At 37.3% G+C, this 21,573-nt stretch carries 15 protein-coding genes and 1 pseudogene; 9 read left to right on the top strand and 7 right to left on the bottom strand.

The annotated features are described in order from the left end of the window. From ACFIJK_RS06915 to ACFIJK_RS06905, 3 genes and pseudogenes are all read right to left on the bottom strand, one after another. Positions 1 to 160, bottom strand: a pseudogene (locus ACFIJK_RS06915) (virulence-associated protein E); the annotation flags it as partial. 99 nt (positions 161 to 259) lie between these two features. Then, on the bottom strand, positions 260 to 460 hold the full coding sequence (locus ACFIJK_RS06910; protein ID WP_015856773.1) for an AlpA family transcriptional regulator: 201 nt from the start codon (positions 458 to 460) through the stop codon (positions 260 to 262). Positions 461 to 636: 176 nt separating this feature from the next. Further along, a complete protein-coding gene (locus ACFIJK_RS06905) occupies positions 637 to 1,818 on the bottom strand; it encodes a site-specific integrase (RefSeq protein WP_015856774.1) in 1,182 nt (393 codons plus the stop codon). A gap of 226 nt (positions 1,819 to 2,044) precedes the next feature. Here ACFIJK_RS06905 and ACFIJK_RS06900 point away from each other — a divergent pair, with 226 nt between their 5' ends. Together ACFIJK_RS06900 and ACFIJK_RS06895 are read left to right on the top strand one after the other, a co-directional pair. Further along, positions 2,045 to 2,425, top strand: a complete 381-nt coding sequence (locus ACFIJK_RS06900; protein WP_375627326.1) for a helix-turn-helix domain-containing protein — start codon at positions 2,045 to 2,047, stop codon at positions 2,423 to 2,425. Positions 2,426 to 3,648: 1,223 nt separating this feature from the next. Then, the gene (locus ACFIJK_RS06895; RefSeq protein ID WP_375627325.1) at positions 3,649 to 4,680 is read left to right on the top strand and encodes an aspartate-semialdehyde dehydrogenase; all 1,032 of its coding nucleotides are present in this window, start codon (positions 3,649 to 3,651) and stop codon (positions 4,678 to 4,680) included. 285 nt (positions 4,681 to 4,965) lie between these two features. On the opposite strand, the gene ACFIJK_RS06890 is transcribed toward ACFIJK_RS06895, so the two are convergent. Next, complete coding sequence (locus ACFIJK_RS06890; protein ID WP_375626661.1) at positions 4,966 to 5,613, bottom strand: SH3 domain-containing protein; 648 nt, start codon at positions 5,611 to 5,613, stop codon at positions 4,966 to 4,968. 503 nt (positions 5,614 to 6,116) lie between these two features. On the opposite strand from ACFIJK_RS06890, the gene ACFIJK_RS06885 reads away from it, so the two are divergent. Genes ACFIJK_RS06885 through ACFIJK_RS06875 form a run of 3 tightly spaced genes read left to right on the top strand, consistent with a single transcriptional unit; the run spans position 6,117 to position 8,649 of the window. Further along, positions 6,117 to 6,935, top strand: coding sequence for a MetQ/NlpA family ABC transporter substrate-binding protein (locus ACFIJK_RS06885; RefSeq protein ID WP_273723580.1), 819 nt, complete (start codon positions 6,117 to 6,119; stop codon positions 6,933 to 6,935). 27 nt (positions 6,936 to 6,962) lie between these two features. Continuing rightward, positions 6,963 to 7,997 carry a methionine ABC transporter ATP-binding protein gene (locus tag ACFIJK_RS06880; protein WP_375626659.1) on the top strand — a complete coding sequence of 345 codons (1,035 nt, stop codon included), beginning with the start codon at positions 6,963 to 6,965 and terminating at the stop codon, positions 7,995 to 7,997. Then, positions 7,990 to 8,649, top strand: coding sequence for a methionine ABC transporter permease (locus ACFIJK_RS06875; protein WP_375627324.1), 660 nt, complete (start codon positions 7,990 to 7,992; stop codon positions 8,647 to 8,649). The genes ACFIJK_RS06880 and ACFIJK_RS06875 overlap by 8 nt, the downstream gene beginning before the upstream one ends. Before the next feature lie 958 nt (positions 8,650 to 9,607). Here the strand turns inward: ACFIJK_RS06875 and ACFIJK_RS06870 are convergent. Next, positions 9,608 to 10,087 (bottom strand): MaoC family dehydratase, encoded by a 480-nt coding sequence (locus tag ACFIJK_RS06870; protein ID WP_273723586.1) that lies wholly within the window; start codon positions 10,085 to 10,087, stop codon positions 9,608 to 9,610. A 163-nt stretch (positions 10,088 to 10,250) separates the two neighbouring features. Here ACFIJK_RS06870 and ACFIJK_RS06865 point away from each other — a divergent pair, with 163 nt between their 5' ends. After that, a complete protein-coding gene (locus ACFIJK_RS06865; protein ID WP_375627323.1) occupies positions 10,251 to 11,585 on the top strand; it encodes an NAD(P)H-dependent oxidoreductase in 1,335 nt (444 codons plus the stop codon). A gap of 800 nt (positions 11,586 to 12,385) precedes the next feature. On the opposite strand, the gene ACFIJK_RS06860 is transcribed toward ACFIJK_RS06865, so the two are convergent. Then, positions 12,386 to 12,742: a hypothetical protein gene (locus ACFIJK_RS06860; protein ID WP_375627322.1), complete on the bottom strand. Its 357-nt coding sequence runs from the start codon at positions 12,740 to 12,742 to the stop codon at positions 12,386 to 12,388. 2,181 nt (positions 12,743 to 14,923) lie between these two features. Here ACFIJK_RS06860 and ACFIJK_RS06855 point away from each other — a divergent pair. The 3 genes from ACFIJK_RS06855 to ACFIJK_RS06845 are packed head-to-tail and all read left to right on the top strand — an operon-like array spanning position 14,924 to position 17,693. Beyond that, positions 14,924 to 15,667, top strand: coding sequence for a creatininase family protein (locus ACFIJK_RS06855; RefSeq protein ID WP_375626651.1), 744 nt, complete (start codon positions 14,924 to 14,926; stop codon positions 15,665 to 15,667). Positions 15,668 to 15,688: 21 nt separating this feature from the next. After that, positions 15,689 to 16,711, top strand: a complete 1,023-nt coding sequence (locus ACFIJK_RS06850) for a CobW family GTP-binding protein (RefSeq protein WP_375627321.1) — start codon at positions 15,689 to 15,691, stop codon at positions 16,709 to 16,711. A 10-nt stretch (positions 16,712 to 16,721) separates the two neighbouring features. Further along, positions 16,722 to 17,693, top strand: coding sequence for a WD40 repeat domain-containing protein (locus ACFIJK_RS06845; RefSeq protein WP_375626647.1), 972 nt, complete (start codon positions 16,722 to 16,724; stop codon positions 17,691 to 17,693). Positions 17,694 to 17,853: 160 nt separating this feature from the next. Here ACFIJK_RS06845 and ACFIJK_RS06840 read toward each other — a convergent pair whose 3' ends face one another. Next, positions 17,854 to 21,432 carry an autotransporter outer membrane beta-barrel domain-containing protein gene (locus ACFIJK_RS06840; RefSeq protein WP_375627320.1) on the bottom strand — a complete coding sequence of 1,193 codons (3,579 nt, stop codon included), beginning with the start codon at positions 21,430 to 21,432 and terminating at the stop codon, positions 17,854 to 17,856. Positions 21,433 to 21,573: the final 141 nt, after the last annotated feature.

Here is a 21,573-nt window from a genome sequence, read left to right as displayed (position 1 = left end):
GTCCATTGGCAAGGGATAAGCTAGGCAGCCTATCATCATGAGCAGGGCAACGGGCTATTCCATAACGCCCATGCCAAACTCCACGTAATGCACAAGTAATTTTTTGAGCTGTTGTATGCAATGCATAAGCATTGCTTGTTGTAGCATTTGTAAAATGCATAAAATCCCTTCCTGCTACTTGCATTACAGGACAGATTCTGTTATTTCGGGATTTGCGAAAGTCGAAATACTTTGTCTGTCCTATAAGGCGAAGTTTTCTTTAGGCGGCGTCGTTGCCACGTTGGTTTTTTGCCTTTTCGATTACATCGCAAAGGTCAGATTGTAACCAGCGCGCTAAGGAACCGATCTTTAAAGGCTTTGGTACCGAGCCATCAGCGACCCGCCGCCAAAGTGTTGAAACGCTTATATTAAGTAGTTTTGCACTCTCACGTACTGTGAGGAGTGGTCCGTTTGGAATCATGGAATCCCCTTTATATTAAATGATAGAATCACTGTTTATTAACTATATATAAATAGCAATTCGTAGCAAACTTTTCCAGCAAAAAAACAATATCTTGTGATTTTTTATCAAGAGAAGCAATAATTTGTGATTGTATTATCCGTTATGGATAAAATAAGGAAAATGGAGGCATAGAGCTATCCACAACTTTTATTGTTTTGATCAGTAACATAAGAAGCCCATCTATCCATAAAAATACGACGCTGTTCTAAATAGTCAGTCCGACGATAGGCACGCTCCACTTTTCCCCCAACCGTATGACCTAGAATGGTTTCAGCGACCTCATAAGGGGCATTGGTTGTTTCTGCGAGCCAATCACGTAAACTAGAGCGAAAACCATGCGGACAGGCTTCAAGTCCTGTTTTTTTCATGTATTGTAACATGCTGTTCTGTGCAAGGGGACCACGACCGGTTGCAGAAAAAAGAAACCCATTACGAGATAAAAGGCGTGCTTGTTTAATCACTTTTAGTGCTTCTGATGATAAAGGAACGCGGAATTCTTCTGTAGCATCGCGTCGTCCTTTCATACTTTCAGCAGGAATGGTCCATATATCCCCATCAATCTGATCTTCATGCATATAGCGCAAAGGACGTGTACGAACGCCTGTAAGAATAAGAAAACGCAAAGCCAGTTGTGTCATTGTTGTTGTTTTGCAGAGTGACTGATAAAAGGCAGGAACATCTTTCCAGTCCATTGCTGGTAAATTTTGTGCTTTATGGCGTTGTTTCCCTAAGAGAGCCCGTGCTTTTATCGTTGCTTGTAAATCAACATCCAGCCCCAAAGCAGCAGCATGTTTGAGACAAATATTAAGACGATTTATTGCTTTCTCTGCGGTTGCAGCTTTTGCATGCCAGATGGGAGCAAGAACATTGCGTATCTCTGTTTGTGTAATTTCTGAAATAGGAATACAGCCTAATTTGGGGAGAATATAAAGTTGTAAAGGTAGAAACCAATTCCCAGCCTTGCCATCTCCTTTTAATTCAGCTTTACGACTTTCAAAAGCATCTAAGGCAATGTCTTTTAAATAATGGAGATTACTTATTGCCTCACGCTTTTGTTTCTCACGTTCTTTAATGGGATCACGCCCCTCATGCAAAACAGAACGCCATTGATTTGCTAATTCACGGGCTTTTTTTAAAGAAACATTTCGCAACGCACCCAAGCCCATTTCGCGGCGCCGACCATGAATGGTATAACGATAAAGCCATTGAGCACCACCATCTTTACGCTTATGGAGAAGCAAGCCGGCACCATCATTATATTTGCCAGCCCCCAATGTTGCGACAGCCCTTGCATTAAGACGATTCATAAGAGGCATTTTTACTCCTTTCTTTCCTCATTTTTACCCACACACCAGCCCCGCTTTTGACGTGCAAGCAAGTGATATTAATTGATTCAATCTGAGAGGGTTTGTGATGAGAAAATCTTACTATATTCGGAGTTATGATTCAAGTTGAAAAAGGATGATTTATTATTATAAATCAATGTGTTGCCAGACCCCGGAATACTAATGCGAGGGCGCTCGCAACCGGAGGGGGAGCAAAGTGCAAGCCAAAAATCTACATTTTTACGACATTTCTTTAGGCAAAAAAATTCGCTTTAGAAGAAACTTCATGGGTTTTTCTCAAAAACAATTAGGGAGTCATTTGGGCGTAACGTTTCAACAAATTCAAAAGTATGAGAAAGGTTTAAATCGCGTAAGTGCAAGACGTTTACAAGAAATTGCTCATATATTAGATGTTCCCGTTTCCTTCTTTTATGCTGATAGCACAAAAAAAGAAGATCCCCTCTATCATTGTGATGACAGAATAGAAAGCAAAGCAGAATATTTACTTTTGCAAAGTTTTAGAATGCTAACCCGCAAAAAACAACGAGCTATTTTGCAGTTAATTTCTGGTGAAAAAAATGATCCCTTATTTTCATAAGTTCACTGAAAGAACAATCAACGTCCTTAATAACATTGAAAAGAATTTTGACTGTCTCCACACACCTTATGAGAACGAAAATTCTTAAATCTAATCTGGTCTGTAAATAGTCCGAATTCTAACGAGTTTAACTTAGCAATAGCGCTTTGATTTATAATGATAATCTAACGTTATGTATATTGAATAAGTGTCTCAAATATCATAAAATTCTTTCATTTCAAACTTGTTCTATATTGAATCAATCAAAATCATTTATTTGCACATTACAAGCAGAGTTAGCGTGTGAGTAAAAATGTACAAAAAAGGCATACCTCTTAATTGAATAGTCTCACATACCAAGAACTGTAGCCACATTGAGTGCTGAAAAAATATATGATGATGCTAACTTACTCTTTTTTTAAACATTAAACATGGAGGTGTTCAACGGTTTTCCACTCATATAATCCACTTGAAACAAGAAGCTCGCCAAACAAGCCTAAGAATATTCCCACGCACTAAAAAAATACTTAAATATATCAAAAAAGCTTAAAGATCTTATACCACCATACTTCAAATGACGATATTTTATAGCATAACAGGATTAAAGTAAAAAACAGACACGAAAAAACTATATGTATAACTTTCATAAGAATTTATTTATATAATGGATACTTAAGTTTATCTTGTTGTGCCATAAATTCTATCATTTAAGGTATGAGAATATGAAGCATTCATACCTCCTTGAAACATTCAAATGTTTTTTTAATATTTTTAGGCTTGCTTGTTGAGCCTTAAGTTTCAAGTGAAAAATGGGAAGCTGCTAAAAGTACCGCTAGAATCTGGCTGTTTACAGACTGAATAGGAAGCTTCGCTTTTAAAGGCATAGGGAGAAGATCAAATACTTCAACACTTAAATTCCCCCAACGCGATACGTAATAGCATCCTTAAAAAATTCAAAAGTGTGAAGGTAAACAATTGACAGAAGATACAGAATTCACTTAATTAAAGTGCTCTCTAAAAGAGATAACAGTTTAGCGTACAATATTCAATTTTTCAATTCTGAAAGATTAAAAAGACGTATCATTTGAAATAAAACAACTTATTGTGCTGATGATGATTGATGTGTACAAAATTGAGTTGTTGAAAATCAAAAATATAATTCAATGATGTTCCTTGACCAACTCACTCTCTCCTGAGTATAGCACGGGGAATAAACGTGGAGAGACATGAGGAGTATATAGAAAATGAGTTTTAAAGTTGCAATTGTCGGCGCAACCGGAAATGTTGGTCGTGAAATGCTTACAATTTTAGAAGAACGTGGTTTTCCTGCGCATGAAATTGTCCCTCTAGCATCACGACGCTCATTAGGACAAGAAGTTTCTTATGGAGATAAAACTTTAAAAGTAAAAGCACTGGATACTTACGATTTTTCTGACACAGATTTTTGTCTTATGTCTGCGGGAGGGAGCATTTCCAAAGAATATGCTCCTAAAATCGCTGCTGCCGGCTGTGTCGTCATCGATAATTCCTCCACATGGCGCTATGATTCCAATGTTCCGTTGATCGTCCCTGAAGTCAATGCCGAAGCTATAAATGCCTTTTCTAAACGTAATATTATAGCAAACCCTAATTGTTCAACAATTCAACTGGTCTTAGCTTTAAAACCACTCCATGATGCTGCAATCATTAAACGTGTTGTTGTCTCTACATATCAATCGGTTTCTGGAGCTGGTAAAGAAGGAATGGATGAACTTTTCGAACAATCACGTGCAGTTTTTGTTGCTGACCCAATTACATCAAAAAAATTCACTAAACGCATTGCCTTTAATGTCATTCCTCATATCGATGTTTTCATGGAAGATGGTTATACAAAAGAAGAATGGAAAATGACTGCTGAGACAAAGAAAATTCTCGATCCGAAGATTAAGTTAACGGCCACTGCTGTTCGGGTCCCTGTCTTTATCGGTCATGCCGAAGCTGTCCATGTTGAATTTGAAAAACCACTAAGCGTATCTGAAGCACAAGCGCTTCTCCGCGATGCTCCCGGTTGTCAGCTTATCGATAAACACGAAGATGGTGGCTATACCACACCTTATGAATGTACAGGAGAAGATGACACCTTTATTAGCCGCATTCGTGAAGATATCACCGTTGAAAATGGTTTAGCTTTCTGGGTTGTCGCCGATAATTTAAGAAAAGGAGCAGCATTGAATGCCGTTCAAATTGCTGAATTGCTCATTTCTCGTAATTTGATAAAGCCTAAGTCCGCAAATTAACGCCCTGTCCAAAAGGATGAAGAGCCCTCGCAGGTCTGTCAAAAGTCCGGTTTCTCTTCAGCAGGATCTTATCTCCTGCTGAGGATTCATATCGCCATTTTAAAGGACTGTGATTCGGGATATTAACAATTTTACTCTGAATATCCATAATATACCTTGCCGCCTTAAGTTAATCATCGCCACCTTAATGCCATTTTATCGTAGAATAGGATTAGCAGCATAAGCATTTTTTGCTTCATGCTGCTGATCCTTTTTGTCATTCCGGTTGTGAAATTAACTTTACCTTTATCGAGCAGGATAGGTCACAACACGGTAACGCGTTTCGTTACGTTCAAAATTTTTGTAATTGACATTATCAGGAAACAAAGGGTTATAAGCATTCACGCGCTTTACAGAGACTTCTTGTGCTTTTGGCGACGGATTTAAAATTGTTCGTTCATCCCTTTTCTTGACACCTGTAGAATCGATAATCATATCTGTTCTGTATAGTTTTTGCATATTTTTCCGTGTTTTTTGAATCGCCGGAAGAACTTTAAAATCGGAAACAGCCTGTTTTACTTTTTCTTTTTTTACTTGTGACGATTTTATCATAGCATTTGGCTTTACTGGCATCTTTGTAAAAGCAATGGTAGGAACATCGCTAACATTGACATAACGTGCAGATGCCCAACCAACTTTTCCATGATAACCAAGAGAACACCAAGTTTTATTGGATAAACAGCCATAAATTTGCACTTTTGCTCCCATTGGAACCATTGTGATCACTTTATAAGCTGTTGCAGGACCTGTGCGTAAAGATACCTGACCTGATGCAACACGAGCAACTGTTCCAGCAATGGTTCCAGCTTCCGCGTGAGAAGCAGTCACAACCACCCCCGACGCTCCCAAAGCCCATAAAATCATTGTTGTTGATAAAAATTTCTTTCTTAACATTATTTTTCTTCCTCTCTCAAAACATGTGAAGGGCAAAATTTCGCCTTTGCAAAAATTTGCCGCGTTTAAATCCAATGATCAGCAACCTTTATTTCCCGCCAAAAAGACCCCACAACATTGCAACAAAATCTCTCTTTATTCCCCCCTCTACACGAACACGGACTTTTGATCTTGGTTGCGCAGTATGTTCTTCATGAATTTACGCCTAAAGCATCATCTGATTGTTTGGTTCTTCAACCAATCGTCCTTTAAAGAAGTTTTTAAAGTGTTATTGGTTCCCTCAACAAATGATTGCAATAAAAGAATTGATTGCCTGAATTACAGAGAATGAATGATGATACGCCCCCAAAATACTAAAAATAAAAGGAAAAATAATAATCTTTTAAAAATAAAAGTGATTGAATATTCTCTAAAGCTTGTATAACTTTAAATCTTCCTAAAAAAATACAGAGTATATTGAAACTTCCCTCAAAAAATCTCTTGGAAAAGAAAGTTAAAAGCACATGACATTAAAAATTTTTTCTCGCAGTCAGATTATAGGATTATTCCTCTCTCTCTTTGCACTTTTTTTATCTACTGCTTGCGTCATGGCTACAGACAAATCAAAAATCAAACTTGGTATTATGGAAGGGCGGGATGCGATTATTTGGAAAACTGCTGCTGAGCAGGCTAAAAAATCCGGTTTAGATATTGAACTCGTTTATTTTTCTGATTACGCTTTGCCTAATGACGCTGTTAACGCAGGAGAGATCGATGCGAATGCTTTTCAGCACGCCCCTTATCTTAATGAACAAATGAAACAACGTGGCTATAAACTTTCAATTGTTGGCTATACTTTTATTGCTCCAATTGGTGTTTATTCGCACAAAATCAAAGACTTAAAAGATCTACGTGATGGTGCACATGTTGGTATTCCGAACGACCCATCTAATGGTGGAAGAGCCTTACTTCTTCTCAATTCTTTAGGTCTCATTAAGTTAAAAGATCCTCATAATATTCTTGCATCTCCACTTGATATTATCGAAAATCCTAAAAACCTGCAAATTCGTGAGCTCGATGCTGGTATGTTAGGGCGAGCTATTGACGATTTTGATCTTGCAATTATAAACACAAACTGGGCTATTGTTTCCGGATTAAACTTCGAAAAAGATGTCGTCGCATGGGAGAGTGCAAAAAATAATCCTTATGATAATATCATCGTTGTACGCACGAGCGAAAAAGATGAGCCATGGGTTAAAAAATTAGTTGCCGCTTACAACAACGATCTCATCCGTGCAAAAATAAAAGAGATTTTTGGCAAAACCGCCCAAACTTCTTGGTAATTGTGCCAAATATCCGAGTAATTGTGAATGGAAAAACCTACTCTTATCTCCTTAAAAAACATCAGCCGTTGTTTTAACAAAACGGCTGGTGTTCCGGTAATTAATAATCTCTCTTTAAATATCCATGCTGGTGAAATCCTTGGGGTTATTGGGCGCAGTGGAGCAGGAAAATCAACACTTATCCGCTGTTTAAATGGGTTAGAGAAGATTGATGCAGGGTCCATTTTTTTTGAAGGTGTTGATATTTCAAATCTATCAGAGATAGAGTGGGCGCCTTACCGTCAACGAATTGGGATGATTTTTCAACATTTCAACCTTCTCTCATCGCAAAATATTCTTGATAACATTGCATTGCCGCTTAAATTAAGTGGTGTAAGTAAAAAACAACGCCACAAACGTGCCCTTGAACTAATTGAATTGGTTGGGTTATATGGAAAAGAATATTGTTATCCGGCACAATTGTCAGGGGGGCAAAAACAACGCGTTGGCATTGCTCGTGCGCTCGCTGCTAATCCTAAAATATTGTTATCAGATGAAGCCACCTCTGCTCTTGACCCTGAAACAACACAATCTATTCTAGAGCTCCTTGCTGATATTAATAAACACCTCAATCTCACGATTGTGCTCATCACCCATGAAATGGAAGTTGTGCGCACCATAGCGCATCGCGTTGTTGTTCTTAATCAGGGGAACATCGTAGAAGAAGGACGTGTGAAAGACATCTTTACATCACCGCAAGACGATACAACCATAGCCATGCTCAAGCTTGTCACCCCGCAACTTCCTGAAAAATTTGCGAAAAATCTCAAACCAATCGGGCGAGAAGCTGTCATTGAAATCAATATTGCCGGTGAAATTGCCCAGCAGCCTTTTCTTCATCTTCTAGAAAATGAGAGTGGTTTAAGAGCACGTATTCTCCATGGTGGCATTGATACAGTCCAAGGCGAAACCATCGGGCGCCTCTTCCTTGCTCTTCCTGCTCAAGATAAAGAAGCTTTAAAAAAAGCCGTTCAATGGTTAACAGAAAAAGGACGATATTGCGAGGTGTTAGGTTATGTTTAATGTTTTGTCTCATGAACTTCCCCAAGCTGTTATTGATACAATATTGATGACACTTAGTGCTTCTTTTATGGCATTTATTATAGGACTTCCCCTTGGTCTTCTTCTTCACACAACAGCACGTGGGGGGATTTTTTCCTCATCTCTCATCAATCGCCCTTTAAGCATCATCATTGACAGTATTCGTGCCATTCCCTTTATTATTCTTGCATTTTATCTTCTTCCCGTTACGCGTATCGTTGTAGGAAGAGGGATAGGAATGCCTGCTGTAATTTTTATACTGACCATTTCAGCTATCCCTTTTTATGCACGCATGGCGGAACTCTCTTTTAAAACCGTTGAAAACGGTCTCATTGAAGCGATCCGCTCTATGGGCGCAAGCCGTCTTCAAATTATCAGACATGTTCTTATTCCTGAAGCTCTCCCTAGCCTGATTACAGGTTTTACAGTCATGGTCATTTCTCTCATAGGAGCCACCTCACTTGCTGGATATCTTGGTGGAGGCGGTTTAGGGGATATGGCAATCCGCTATGGCTATCAACGCTATAATACCTTCATCATGACCATTGTCATCATTCTTTTGATCATACTCAATATTATAACCCAATGGACTTCTGATAAAATCGTACAAAAACTTGATAAAACAAAACATTAAAAGACTTAGAATTTCACATACCAATACCATCATCCTCTTTGCCACTTTCCAAGTGCAACAACCCTTGCCTATCGAAAACGCTCATAAGAGATTAGGAACTTTTTTCTTAAACAGTTTTTATCTCTCCCCATCCGTTTGTAACATGAAAGAAAATAGTTTTAACGGATTGAACATAAAAGGGAATAAAATGAGAGATCTCACAGTATGTGAGACTCTCTCTTAACATAAAAATGATAAATTATCATGTCAAATTAAGACATTGGTCACGACCTTTCCCAACCTTAGATAACATATTGAATTTATAGTGATAATATGACGTTATTCATATTGAATGAGAATTCTGAATACCGTAAGATTCTCTCATTCAAAATTTGTTCCATATCGAATCAATCAAAACCTCTCGCTTGCATGTTACAAGCGGGAAGAGCCGTGTGAGTAAAAACTATACAAGAAAGGAAGGCGTGCCTCTTATGAATTATCTCAAGCACCAAGACCTGTCTTAACATTGGGTGCTAGCATATAAGGTGCTAGCATATAATATGATAGTACCGGTTTTCTTCTTCACAAGCATAAAGATATAGGGATGCTCAATGGCTTTACCGTTATACTATTCACAGGCGCCATTGCGAAATGGGTGTGACGAGCGTTGAGAGATGTTTCTTTAAAATAAGCCCGTGAATTAGCAACGCAAGTATATTCCATTTGAAACATTCTGTTTTATGTGAGAGCTGTGATACCATTAAAGAATGCTATAAACAAAAGCGTGAAGCAATGCACTATCTTCATTAGGAAACTCCTCTTCAAAACGATCTAGGAAAGATAGCAATCTACTATGGCTATAAACGCTATGATAGCTCCAGGATATCTATCACCCTATAGATTATTCTCAATATTATCATTGAAGAAACTTCTAATAGAATTGTACAAAAATTTTATAAAATAAAGTACTCAAACTAATCTAGATATTGGAAGATTTTTCCCCCATCACTGCCACAATAAGCCATTGAGCCGTAAGAGCTGGTTTTTTTAACTGTTCAATTTCTACCGTAACCCCATAATGGAAAACCACTCGACCAGAAGGGCGAATTTCTGCATCATCTAACACAAAACGCGCACGTACCCGTACCCCTGTTTTCACAGGACTCATGAAGCGTACTTTATCGAAACCATAATTAATCCCCATTGTGCTTCCCTCCAACTCTGGAAGAGCCTCATAAGCGAGCGTAGATAAAAGCGATAATGTTAAAAACCCATGAGCAATTGTGCCTCCAAAAGGTGTCTTTTTAGCCTTTTCCTCATCAACGTGTATCCATTGATGATCATCTGTAGCGCATGCAAACTGATTAATCATATCCTGTGTAACAAGACGCCACCCCGATAATCCCACTTCTTTCCCAATAAAACTGGTAACATCTTGTATTGCTATTTTTTGCTGCATAACGCTATTCCTATTTTACTTGATAAAAACAACCACCCCTCTTGCTTTTATAAAATCCATTGATTAGAGCATCAAGAATAAAAGATTAATTGTCTTAAAAACAAATGCACCTTATGAATGAGAAAAATTCTTTAGCAGAATAGTTTTCAAATGGGAAAAAAGAATGGCAAGCAATGTGAACCTAACAGGTTTAGCGCATGATTTAAAACAACGTGCAGAAAAGCATCCCCCCATCCGTATTGGACTGATTGGTTGTGGTGAAATGGGCACAGATTTATTATCAAGTATCGCGCATATGGATGGTATAACAGTCGCTGCAGTAGCCACTAGGACGCCGTCACGTATTTTTGATGCCGCTACAATAGCCTATGGCGAGGATGGACATGCCTGTGAAGTTGAAAATACTTATGCTCTCACGCAAAGCATTGAAAAAAATTTGATTGCAGCAACAGATGATATTAACCTTGTTTTACGTCATGAACAAATTGATATTATCGTTGATGCAACAGGCTATCCCGAAGCAGGAGCAGAAATTGGTATCAAAGCGCTTGAAAATAACAAACATCTTGTCATGATGAATGTTGAAGCAGATGTTACAATTGGCGCTTATCTCAAACATGAAGCAGAGAAACGAGGGCTCATTTATACACTTGGTGCCGGAGATGAACCAACTTCTTGTATGGAACTCATAGAATTTGTTTCAGCCCTTGGACATAAGATTGTTGCAGCAGGTAAAGGAAAAAATAATCCTCTGCGCTTTGATGCTACACCTGATGCTTACGAAGAAGAAGCATTCCGGCGTAATATGAATGTGCGCATGTTGGTTGAATTTATTGATGGTTCCAAAACGATGGTTGAAATGGCAGCAATTGCCAATGCCACTGGACTTCTCCCCGATTGCCCAGGAATGCATGGACCACAAGCGGCGCTGCAAGATCTAAACAAAGTGCTTATCCCAAAACAAGATGGAGGCATTTTGCAGCGATATGGTATTGTAGATTATTCAACAGGCCAAGGTGTTTCTCCAGGTGTCTTTGTCATTGCAGAAATAGCGCACCCACGTTTACGCGAACGTATGGAAGATTTAAAAATTGGTCAGGGGCCTTATTTCACCTTTCACCGTCCCTATCATTTAACAGCAATGGAAGTTCCCCTCACCTGCGCACGCGTTATGCTTTATGGCAAAAAAGATATGGCTCCTTTTAGCCATCCCGTAGTAGAAGTCTGTGCTGTTGCTAAAAAAGATTTACATCCAGGTGATCAGCTAGACTTTATCGGTCTTTATACTTATCGCGCTTGGATAATGAACATCGCAGAAGCACGCGCTCACCACGCCATTCCTTGTGGTCTTTTAGAAAAAGCAACAGTAACAGCTGAAATTAAAAAAAACGAACTCATTACACTACATAATACTGCTATTCGTGAAGATCAATGGATTGCACGTCTTCGTGCTAAACAAGACCTTTTACTTCATTGCCCTTCTTCCGCTAAGCTATAAACACTCCTTAATTACCTCACTTAACAGTATCTTTGCCTCACACAACAGAACAACCCAGAATGCACTTGTATCGCAAACACAAGTGTTTGTGTTTTAATAAAGGCATTTTTTAACGATGCATATCACCACTTCCCTCTCACAATATGGCGCGTAAATGCTACAATATAAACCACCCCATGATATGGCATAAGATTCATTGTGTATCACTATCTTTACTCTATAAAAATACAAACCGGCATCATCATTTATTTGGTCAATATTACGACAGCCCTTGGACCTTAGAGATGATTCATAAGAATAATTTTTACTCTTTTTTTTTAATAATTTTATCCATACACGAACGCAACTTGTGATACGTAAAAATACTTTTGATGGATTTAACATAAACAAATTTGAAATAATAATTTATCATTTTTCTTATTGCATAAGAGCTATGAATACAGGGATCTTTTTATTTTGTTCTCTTATAAAAAATCAAAAAATTTAAAAAGGATAAAATATGCCTTTGATGAATAATCTTCATATGAGAGAAGATAGACAATATTAAAAAGCTGATAAAGATAATGAGTATACTAACCTTATTACTAGAGAATAAACATAAACTGTAAAAAATCAGGTTACTCTATTTTGTAAAAAAACATAAATGTAGGATCTTGAACTTTAATAATGTTAATAAAACTATATTTATTATTAAGAATAGTAATTTTTTATCCAATACAGTATAAATAATTTCAAATATTTATTTTTTCAAAATCATGAGGCGAACAAAAAGATCATAGACTTTGTCGATGATCTTTTTACTAAAGTGTAGTGAATATTCCCCAAAGAGATATAACAGCACCTAATACATCCCCAACACATAAAGAAGCAAGAAGTGATAAAATACCTATTCCCCCCCAACAGGCTGCACCTGAAAAGGCAGCAGTTTTTTCAGCTTTCCCCAAAGCAATGCCATCTTGTTCCTCAACGCCTTGAATAACAGCTCTATCCACAGCTTTAATAGCTACATCTTTTTCTAGTGTAGAAATAGTAACTGCCATTCTCTCTTGAAATTGATTTTTTACAAAACTTGCATTTCCCTCTATAGTTTGTACAAAAAAGAGAATAAATAGTGTAAAAGTAAATGAACATACACGATTTTTAAATATTTTAAACATAGCTTTCTTTGCTCCTCTTTTCTTCACTGAAAAAATGAAAGAATATTCACATATATAAAAACCAAAACTTATATTTAATCATTTATATAATTGCACATAATAAAATATTATATGTAATTATATTATATAGCACATTGTGTATTACATGTAAAGATATAAAACATAAAATGATAAAAATAATTTATTCATTTTACACTATAATAACTAATATCTTAACAGTAAGATATTGTCATTGTTATTTATCTACTTCAAAATAATAAAAATTTGTCAAATTGCTTATTATAATAAAGATTAAAAAAATAAATTCATTTGAAAATTTATATAATAGAACTTTTATAAATAATTTAAAATGTAATTAAATTTTAAAGAACTATAACATTAAAAACCGCCATTATAATGATAATTATCATATATTATTTTCAATAAATATACAAATGAAATAGTAATTAATGGATTTTTATTATATCGCTCATCAATAAACTTGAAAATAAAATTGATAGCGAATAAAAAACTCGATATAAAACAAATATATCATAATAAATAAACATTAAAATATTGTATTATTTTTCTATAAAACAGTTATAAAATGTAAAAAGAAATTAAGATATCTATTTTCAAATAGAAAAGACGTTAATAAAATAATTCTCAACTTTTACTGATATATAAAGAAAAATAGCGCATAGCATCTTCAAAAGGTAATTCAGCCCCTTTATCTCATACAGCATAAAAACTCAAAATATTGACATTCAAACCTAACAAAACAAACGCATAAAATAAGTAAATCTATCAGATTTACAAAAACATTATAAGCAACAATAGAGCACCAACAAACTACCTAAAATTAAATAAAAAGAGAGTCATAAAAAATGAGATGATCCCCCAAAATACTGAAAAACAATTTTCTTTCTTAATTTTCATAAATTTTATTCCATATTTTTCTTCAATATTGTAGAGCACAGCCCTATTTATATTTACTCTGTATTAATAAAAAAATTCTCTTTGAAATAAATTTTTGGCAATATTCACATAACTGTCTGCAATTTGTACAAAATAAATAATTGATCAAATGCTTGAAAGAAAAATGATATTAAATGATAAATTTACCAACCGATCATTTTAACAGCAGAATACTCATCTATAATAATAATTTATTGTTTTGCATGTTGAATGACAGAGCTGACTATTATAGGATTCTCTTAATTTTAACGCTGTTTATATTGAATTAATCAATATTCTTCGCTTTCAAAGCACAAAAGAAAACGATGTGTGTGTGTAAACACACTTGAAGAAAGGAAAATATCACTTATGAGATATTTTAAATATCAAGCGCGGTTAACACAGTATTGAAAACTGGAAAAGTGAATGGTGGAGCCCCTTTTTAATTTAAAAATGTAAAGATAGTGAAGTACAATATATTTTATATTATGAGGCTTTACCATTATACCATTCACGAACAGTATCACAAAATAGGCTTGGATACCTTGAGAAAGGTTTCTTTAAAACAAGCGTATCAATGTGCAACACAATAGCGTTCTGTTTATCATGTATCCAACGGTATTTCTTCTTGAATCATCTTATAAACTCATCGAGCTCTCTGAGATTCAAGTTCATCTTACGTGAATTTTTCCCTTTATATTCATTTTTTCTCATGAACACTAAAGTCTGTTAAGACACTATCCAAAGTAAAATCAATCAAAAAAAATTCTATTCTTTTGTACTATACAGATACTTGAATTAAGAATTTAGAACTCCTGATTTCAACCAAATTCTGTACTATTGCAACAATAGAAATAGTTTTGTTATCCTCGCTCCATAGTAAAAAGAAGAATATACAACTTACAGAAAAAATTGCGCTTTCAATAAACAATGAAAAAATTATTTTTCATTACATGATGTGAAGTATTTAACCTGTATGAATATTTACTTATTAAAAATGAGAATATGCATCAGAAAGTCTTACCAAAGATAGCTATCTTTAGAAAGCTCGCCTCATATTACAAAAAATTTGAGTTGGCTTTGCTCAATAAAATCTTCACTATTGTTTGACAAAGCTCTCATTTTTATAGCATCCATATGTGATGTAAAAAGACGCCTATTTGCGTTTCTCTTATAGATAGATTAAATAGTGACAGCACTTTTGATCATTTTTTCTGTGTTAACTTCTCTTTTGGGCAATAATTTATGGTATCTGACACGCCTTTTCTCGCTCTTTTACCTTTGGGCGCACACGAATATCACGGAGAGCACCTTCCCTTCGAAACCGACTGGATCATTGCTGAAGCTTTTGCAAAAGCCCTCACTTTACAAACAAAAGAGCAATTTCATATAGCACTTTTACCGGTTGAAAAGATTGGCTATTCTATAGAACATATGGATGTTACAGGCACACAAACCCTTACCTTTTCTGATGCTATTGAGCGATGGATAAGCATTGGTGAAAACTGCTATCGCAAAGGAATAAAGCGTTTTCTTCTTCTCAATGCCCATGGAGGCAACTCACCCTTAATGAGCATTGTTATCACCGAATTACGGAGGCGTTTTTCAATGCTTGCGGTAGCAACAAGTTGGAGTCGTTTTGGCCTACCGCAAGGTTTAATGGCACCGTCTCAACAGCATCTTGATATCCATGGAGGATTTATCGAAACCTCTCTCATGCTCTATTTAGCACCCGAAAAAGTGCATATGGAGAAAGCAGAAAATTTTTATAATAAGCAAGCTGATATGATTGCCAACTATCAGTATTTACGCGCTTATGGTCCTCATGCCTTTGGGTGGACAATGCGAGATCTAAATACGCAAGGTGCAGCAGGAAACGCAAGCAAAGCAACACCGCAAGCCGGTGAAGCAATTTTCTCTCATGTTCTTTGTGGGCTTCGTGGTTTACTTGATGATATCAATCGATTTAAAATAAATACATGGCAATAAAGAACAATAAAAGGTCTCTCCATGGAAACAACACACCCCAAAAAACTTCCCGTTACGGTTCTCACAGGCTATCTTGGTGCAGGAAAAACTACCCTTCTCAACCGCATTCTCAGTGAAAATCATGGCAAACGTTATGCCGTCATTGTCAATGAATTTGGTGAAATTGGTATTGATAATGACCTGATCATTGAATCAGATGAAGAAATTTATGAAATGAATAATGGCTGTGTTTGCTGCACTGTGCGTGGTGATCTTATTCGCATTCTGGAAAGTCTGATGCAACGTTCTCATCGATTTGATGCGATCATTATAGAAACGACAGGACTTGCAGATCCCGTTCCCGTAGCACAGACCTTTTTCATGGATGATACGGTCCATGAAAAAACAGCTCTCGACAGTGTTATCGCGGTCGTTGATGCAAAGCATTTGCCCTCTCAACTGAAAAAAAGTCGTGAAGTTGAAGAACAAATTGCTTTCTCTGATATTGTTCTCTTAAATAAAATTGATCTTGTCAGCGAAGAAGAACGTGCACACGCGCAATCGCTCATTCTTGCAATTAATCCCAGAGCCATAATTTACGCAACAGAGCGCGCTAACATCCCTCTTGATAAACTCCTCGATCGAGGTTCCTTTGATCTCCAACGCACTTTAGATAATGATCCCCATTTTCTTGACCATCAGCACGCAGACCATGTCTGTGGTCCCGATTGTAATCATGATCATGTACATCACCACAAATCCACCATTCATGATATTACAATAACCTCTGTAAGTTTAAAAACAGGTGCCCTTCAACCAGAAAAATTTTTCCCATGGATTCAACAGATCACGCAACAACAAGGTCCTGATATTTTGCGTTTAAAAGGCATTATCGCATTTCAAGGAGACGATGATCGTTATGTCATTCAAGGCATACACATGATCCTTGAAGGACAGCACCAACGTCCATGGCGTGAAGATGAAAAACGTGAAAGTCGACTTGTTTTTATTGGCCGTACCCTTGATGCCGAAAAACTGAAAACCGGTTTTGAAAATTGTGCATAAGCGAGTAAAAATGCCAAGCATTACCAATTACAATTTACAAAATTATTGTCTTTCCTGCGGTTTTATTGATAATAAACCAGCTTTTGTCTCGGTCGAAGGTTTCATTGTTTTTTTAAACCCAATCCCACAAAACATTGAAGTTCACCAAGGAATAATTTCTAGCCATTTTTCCCATGATAACACAGCTATCATTACAGGTGGAGAAGACGGAAAGGTCTGTCAAACAACAGTAGATGGTCATACAAAAGTACTGGGCAAACAGGAAGGCAAATGGATAAGCAATGTTGCATTTGGACCACGGAAAGTTTTTGCTTTTTCCTCCTCACGTTTCGCATTTGTGGATGTTGGAAAAGAAAGACAAGAGCTCACACATGAACGCAGTGTAGAAGGCCTCGCTTTTGCCCCAAAAGGTTTACGACTTGCCGTTGCCCATTACAATGGAGTTACTCTTCATTGGTTATCAACGCAAACATCTCCCACCACATTGGTCTGGAAAGGAGCACACTTTGGTGTCACCTTCTCACCAGACAACCGCTATGTCATTTCTACCATGCAAGAAAACGCCCTCCATGGCTGGCGTCTCACTGATAATCAGCATCTCCGCATGAGTGGCTACCCAAGCAAAGTCAAAAGCTGGTCTTGGAGTGCGAAGGGAAAATGGTTAGCAACATCCGGTGCATCAGCAGCCATTGTCTGGCCCTTTCATACAAAAGATGGCCCCATGGGAAAAACACCATTAGAACTGGGCACACGAGCAAATGCACTTGTCAGCACCGTTGCATGCCATCCAAGCAAAGAAATTGCAGCAATAGGCTTCAATGATGGAATGATTTTGTGTGCACATTTTCACGATGGAAAAGAAGTTCTTCTAAAAGGCTATGGAAAAAGCGCCATTTCAGCGCTCAACTGGGATCAGACAGGGCACAACCTTGCCTTTGGTAGCGAAAATGGTGAGTGTGGTATTATCAACATCTCTGTTTAAGAAAACAACAACAACCATCACAGCTAAGATAGCCGCACAATCCTCCAGAAGCAATTGCGCATAAAACCCATCTTCCTCTCTAAAAAATAAGAGAAGATTTTAATAAAGTAAAAGGCAGCATTTTCTACTGCCTTTTTATAAAAGGACATACCATACTCTGTCAAAAAAGATGGCGCAAACCAGCTGAGAAACTCGCTCCAGAAAAACCAACTTTCTTAAATTTATGCTGATAAGTTATATCTCCATAAAGAGAAAGTTTTGAAGAAAGACGCGCATTAAAACCAAGCCCCGCTTCTAAAGAAGAACCAAAATCACCTAACTGGAAATCATTTTTAAAAGAAACAAATTGCTTATCTTCAAAACTACGCAAATAAGAAAGCTTACTATAAAAAGAAATGGCACGTCCCTTTTCAGAAACATTAAGTGTCTTGCTTAAACGCCCACCAACACGCCCCACCCATTGATGAAATTTTCCTAAATCAACATCAATATTATCAACATCATGTGCCGGATTAAACTGAAGATGCTGATAAACAACCTGAATCTGCGGATCAAAAACAACACCTTTATACCCTGTTGCAAACGTTCTGCCACTTGTTAAAGAACCGCTAAACTGTTTACCCTTTAACGCTACAACCTTGCCCCGTGCTAGTGTCAAAACATCTCCCTTAAAAAGTCCATACGATAATACTCCATCGATATAAAAACCCGTATTATGCTGTAAACTTCCATAAGCAGCAACGGACCATTTATCAAATGGACTCTTTTTGCTTTGTTCAACATTTAGAGGATGGAGAGAGAGGTTTCCATAAGTTCCCGTGACCCCAAAGAATGTGCAACTCTCTGAACTCTCAATTTCTTTCAGCAAAACGCCTGCTTCCAGTGCACTATAATCAAGTTCTGCTCCATAGCCATATTCAAAAGCAGAAAGATTTGAAGCATAGTGGTAGCTTCCACCATAACCACGGATAAAAAATGCTGGATTTTCATCACTTTTCAAAGAACCTCTAGAATAGCTTCGTATTGCCTCCAATTTTTTATTTTGAGAGGCAAAATCCATCAAGCCGGCATGGAATAACGCATTTGGTAAAAGGAGATAAGTTGGCAACTGTGGGACAACCGCCCTAATTCCCATTTCGGGCTGAATATCAGGCTTAACAGGAACAGGCGAAGTGGGGACAGGATCTGTAGGTATAGGATCACTTAGATCAGAGGGCGCTGACGGAGAAGGTGTTGGTGTAATAGGCACAGAGAAAGAAGATGAAGGATCTGTAGGTACAGGATCACTTGGATCAGAGGGCGCTGACGGAGAAGGTGTTGGTGTAATAGGCACAGAGGAAGAAGATGAAGGATCTGTAGGTACAGGATCACTTGGATCAGAGGGCGCTGACGGAGAAGGTGTTGGTGTAATAGGCACAAAGGAAGAAGGTAAAGGATCTGTAGGTACAGGATCACTTGGATCAGAGGGCGCTGACGGAGAAGGTGTTGGTGTAATAGGCACAGAGAAAGAAGATGAAGGATCTGTAGGTACAGGATCACTTGGATCAGAGGGCGCTGACGGAGAAGGTGTTGGTGTAATAGGTACAGAGGAAGAAGATGAAGGATCTGTAGGTATAGGACCACTTGGATCAGAGGGCGCTGACGGAGAAGGTGTTGGTGTAATAGGCACAGAGGAAGAAGATGAAGGATCTGTAGGTACAGGATCACTTGGATCAGAGGGCGCTGACGGAGAAGGTGTTGGTGTAATAGGCACAGAGGAAGAAGATGAAGGATCTGTAGGATCTGTAGGTATAGGACCACTTGGATCAGAGGGCGCAGACGGAGCAGGTGTTGGTGTAATAGGTGTAGGTAATGGAGTGGGAACAGGGTCTGTAGGTGTAGGATCTACCGGCGCAGAAGGTGAAGGTGGAATAGGTAAAATTGTAGAAGAATCTTGTTTAGGACTAATATAAATACCCTCGAGACGAAAATCCCAAAAGTCCCGATCTCCTGCAACTAATCTATTCATAGGATCTGCTTTTCCAAAAGAAGAACTTGGGCCATAAGCACGAAGACGATATTGATAAGGCAAACCATTTATTGCAGTATAATCGCCCATTAGTTTAAAAGAATCTTCACGCGCATATCCAGAAACTTGGATAAGTGAAATACTGTTGCTTCCTTCACCGCTTACTTCCTTTTCTGAAGTTTTGGAAAAATTTTCCATCACGAGCAGTGTAGTGCCGGAAACATCTCCATCGATCAAAATACGATCGGTTTTTTGAGAATCAAACAAACCATCATCATTCAAAAACGTACTGAGCTTAATCTGAACATTACCCTCCGCATTGTATGCCTCCTTGTATCGTTCATTCCCGATACGCAATGTTTGATAACCGCTGGATACATCCCGATTGAAAATAAATGTACTATCAGAAAGACTCACAGATGAAAGTGATGAATCTGTAAAAACAGAACCCTGCAAACCTTTATATTTGCTTTTTGTGAGATACCAAGTAGAACCACGCGTTAATTCTAATCTAGCAGTAGAAGTATCTTCAACGTGCACACCCCCTGTAAGGGAAGAAGCGCTTGCTTTAATAGATATAGAAGAGTTCTTTTCAGCTTTTAATAACAAATCACCAGAGATCTTTGTTGCTTCTGATAAATCAAGAGAAACACTAGCTCCATAACCGCCCTGCCCAGTAACATAAATAGCTGTACCATCTGGAACTGTGAAAGTTGTCTGTTTTAAACGAACAGATGCCTTTCCCATAGTGATTCTTGGCTCTTTTGAAACACCTTTTTGTCCATAATATTCGGCCACTGTGTTTGGATCTAATAGATTAAAATACAGACCATAAGCCCCCTTTCCCTGCACAGAAATATTTGAGCTCTCAATCTCAATATTTGTCTTCTTAAAAGCGTCTGATAGATCATAATTATGAATAGGCTGGCCTCTACTATTTACAAAAGCTGAAAAATTTTTAACCAAAAAGCCATGCATATCATTAAGCACAATAGAACTATTCCTCAATTGAACAGCGCCACCTTGAAATATGTCAAAAGCCTCTGGTAATTTATCGACACTTTCATTATCAACTATAGAAGTGTATTTTTTCCCTTTTCCCTCAATCGTCATGTTATCGAGAAGATATCTCCCCCCAAACTTTGTTGAAAACGCGCCAATCTCATTAAAAGTAACAGTGCTACCTGACATCCTAACAAATGCATTAAGACCACTTACAATCCCTATACCATTCGCATTCAAATTGTCTGGTTTAATCTCAACATTGACACGAACTAAAGCAACATTCGCCTCTTTCCCCGATGCATAAACAGCGTGCGAAGTTCCTTCAATCTTCCCGTCATTCATCTGAATAACTCCATTTAGAACACGAAGACCGGGGATATCCTTAAAATTTGAATCCGTTAGAATAAGCTTTCCGCCATCTTGTACGAATGCACCATATTGAGATATTTCATCTGAATTATCACCCGTAACAGTTATACGAGACGCATTAACAATTGTGCCTTGCTTTCCTACATATATAGCTGCAATAGGCGCAGCTTCCTGAGAATTTTTTAAGTAATAAACTTTATCTGCGAGAAAGTGTGTTTTTCTATCATCGCATCTATAAAATGGAGCCTCTGGATCACATAAACTTCCAGCAGCTTCAAGATGGAAAATTTGCAAAAAATAAAGAATAGCTGTTGTAAAAGTGCATAAAAATGTATGATTATAAAATACATTAACCATCATTCTTCATTACTCATATTTATCAAAGAATAACAATCATATAATATATAGTATAAACTTCATAAAATAAATATACAATAAATACTTAATTTAGTTATTAATATAACGCTTATATACTTATATGTAAATTATTCTATATTT

This window comes from Bartonella sp. PS17NMGDW, from assembly GCF_042193555.1.
Lineage (GTDB): Bacteria > Pseudomonadota > Alphaproteobacteria > Rhizobiales > Rhizobiaceae > Bartonella > Bartonella grahamii.
This window is presented reverse-complemented; position numbering and strand designations above follow the sequence as displayed.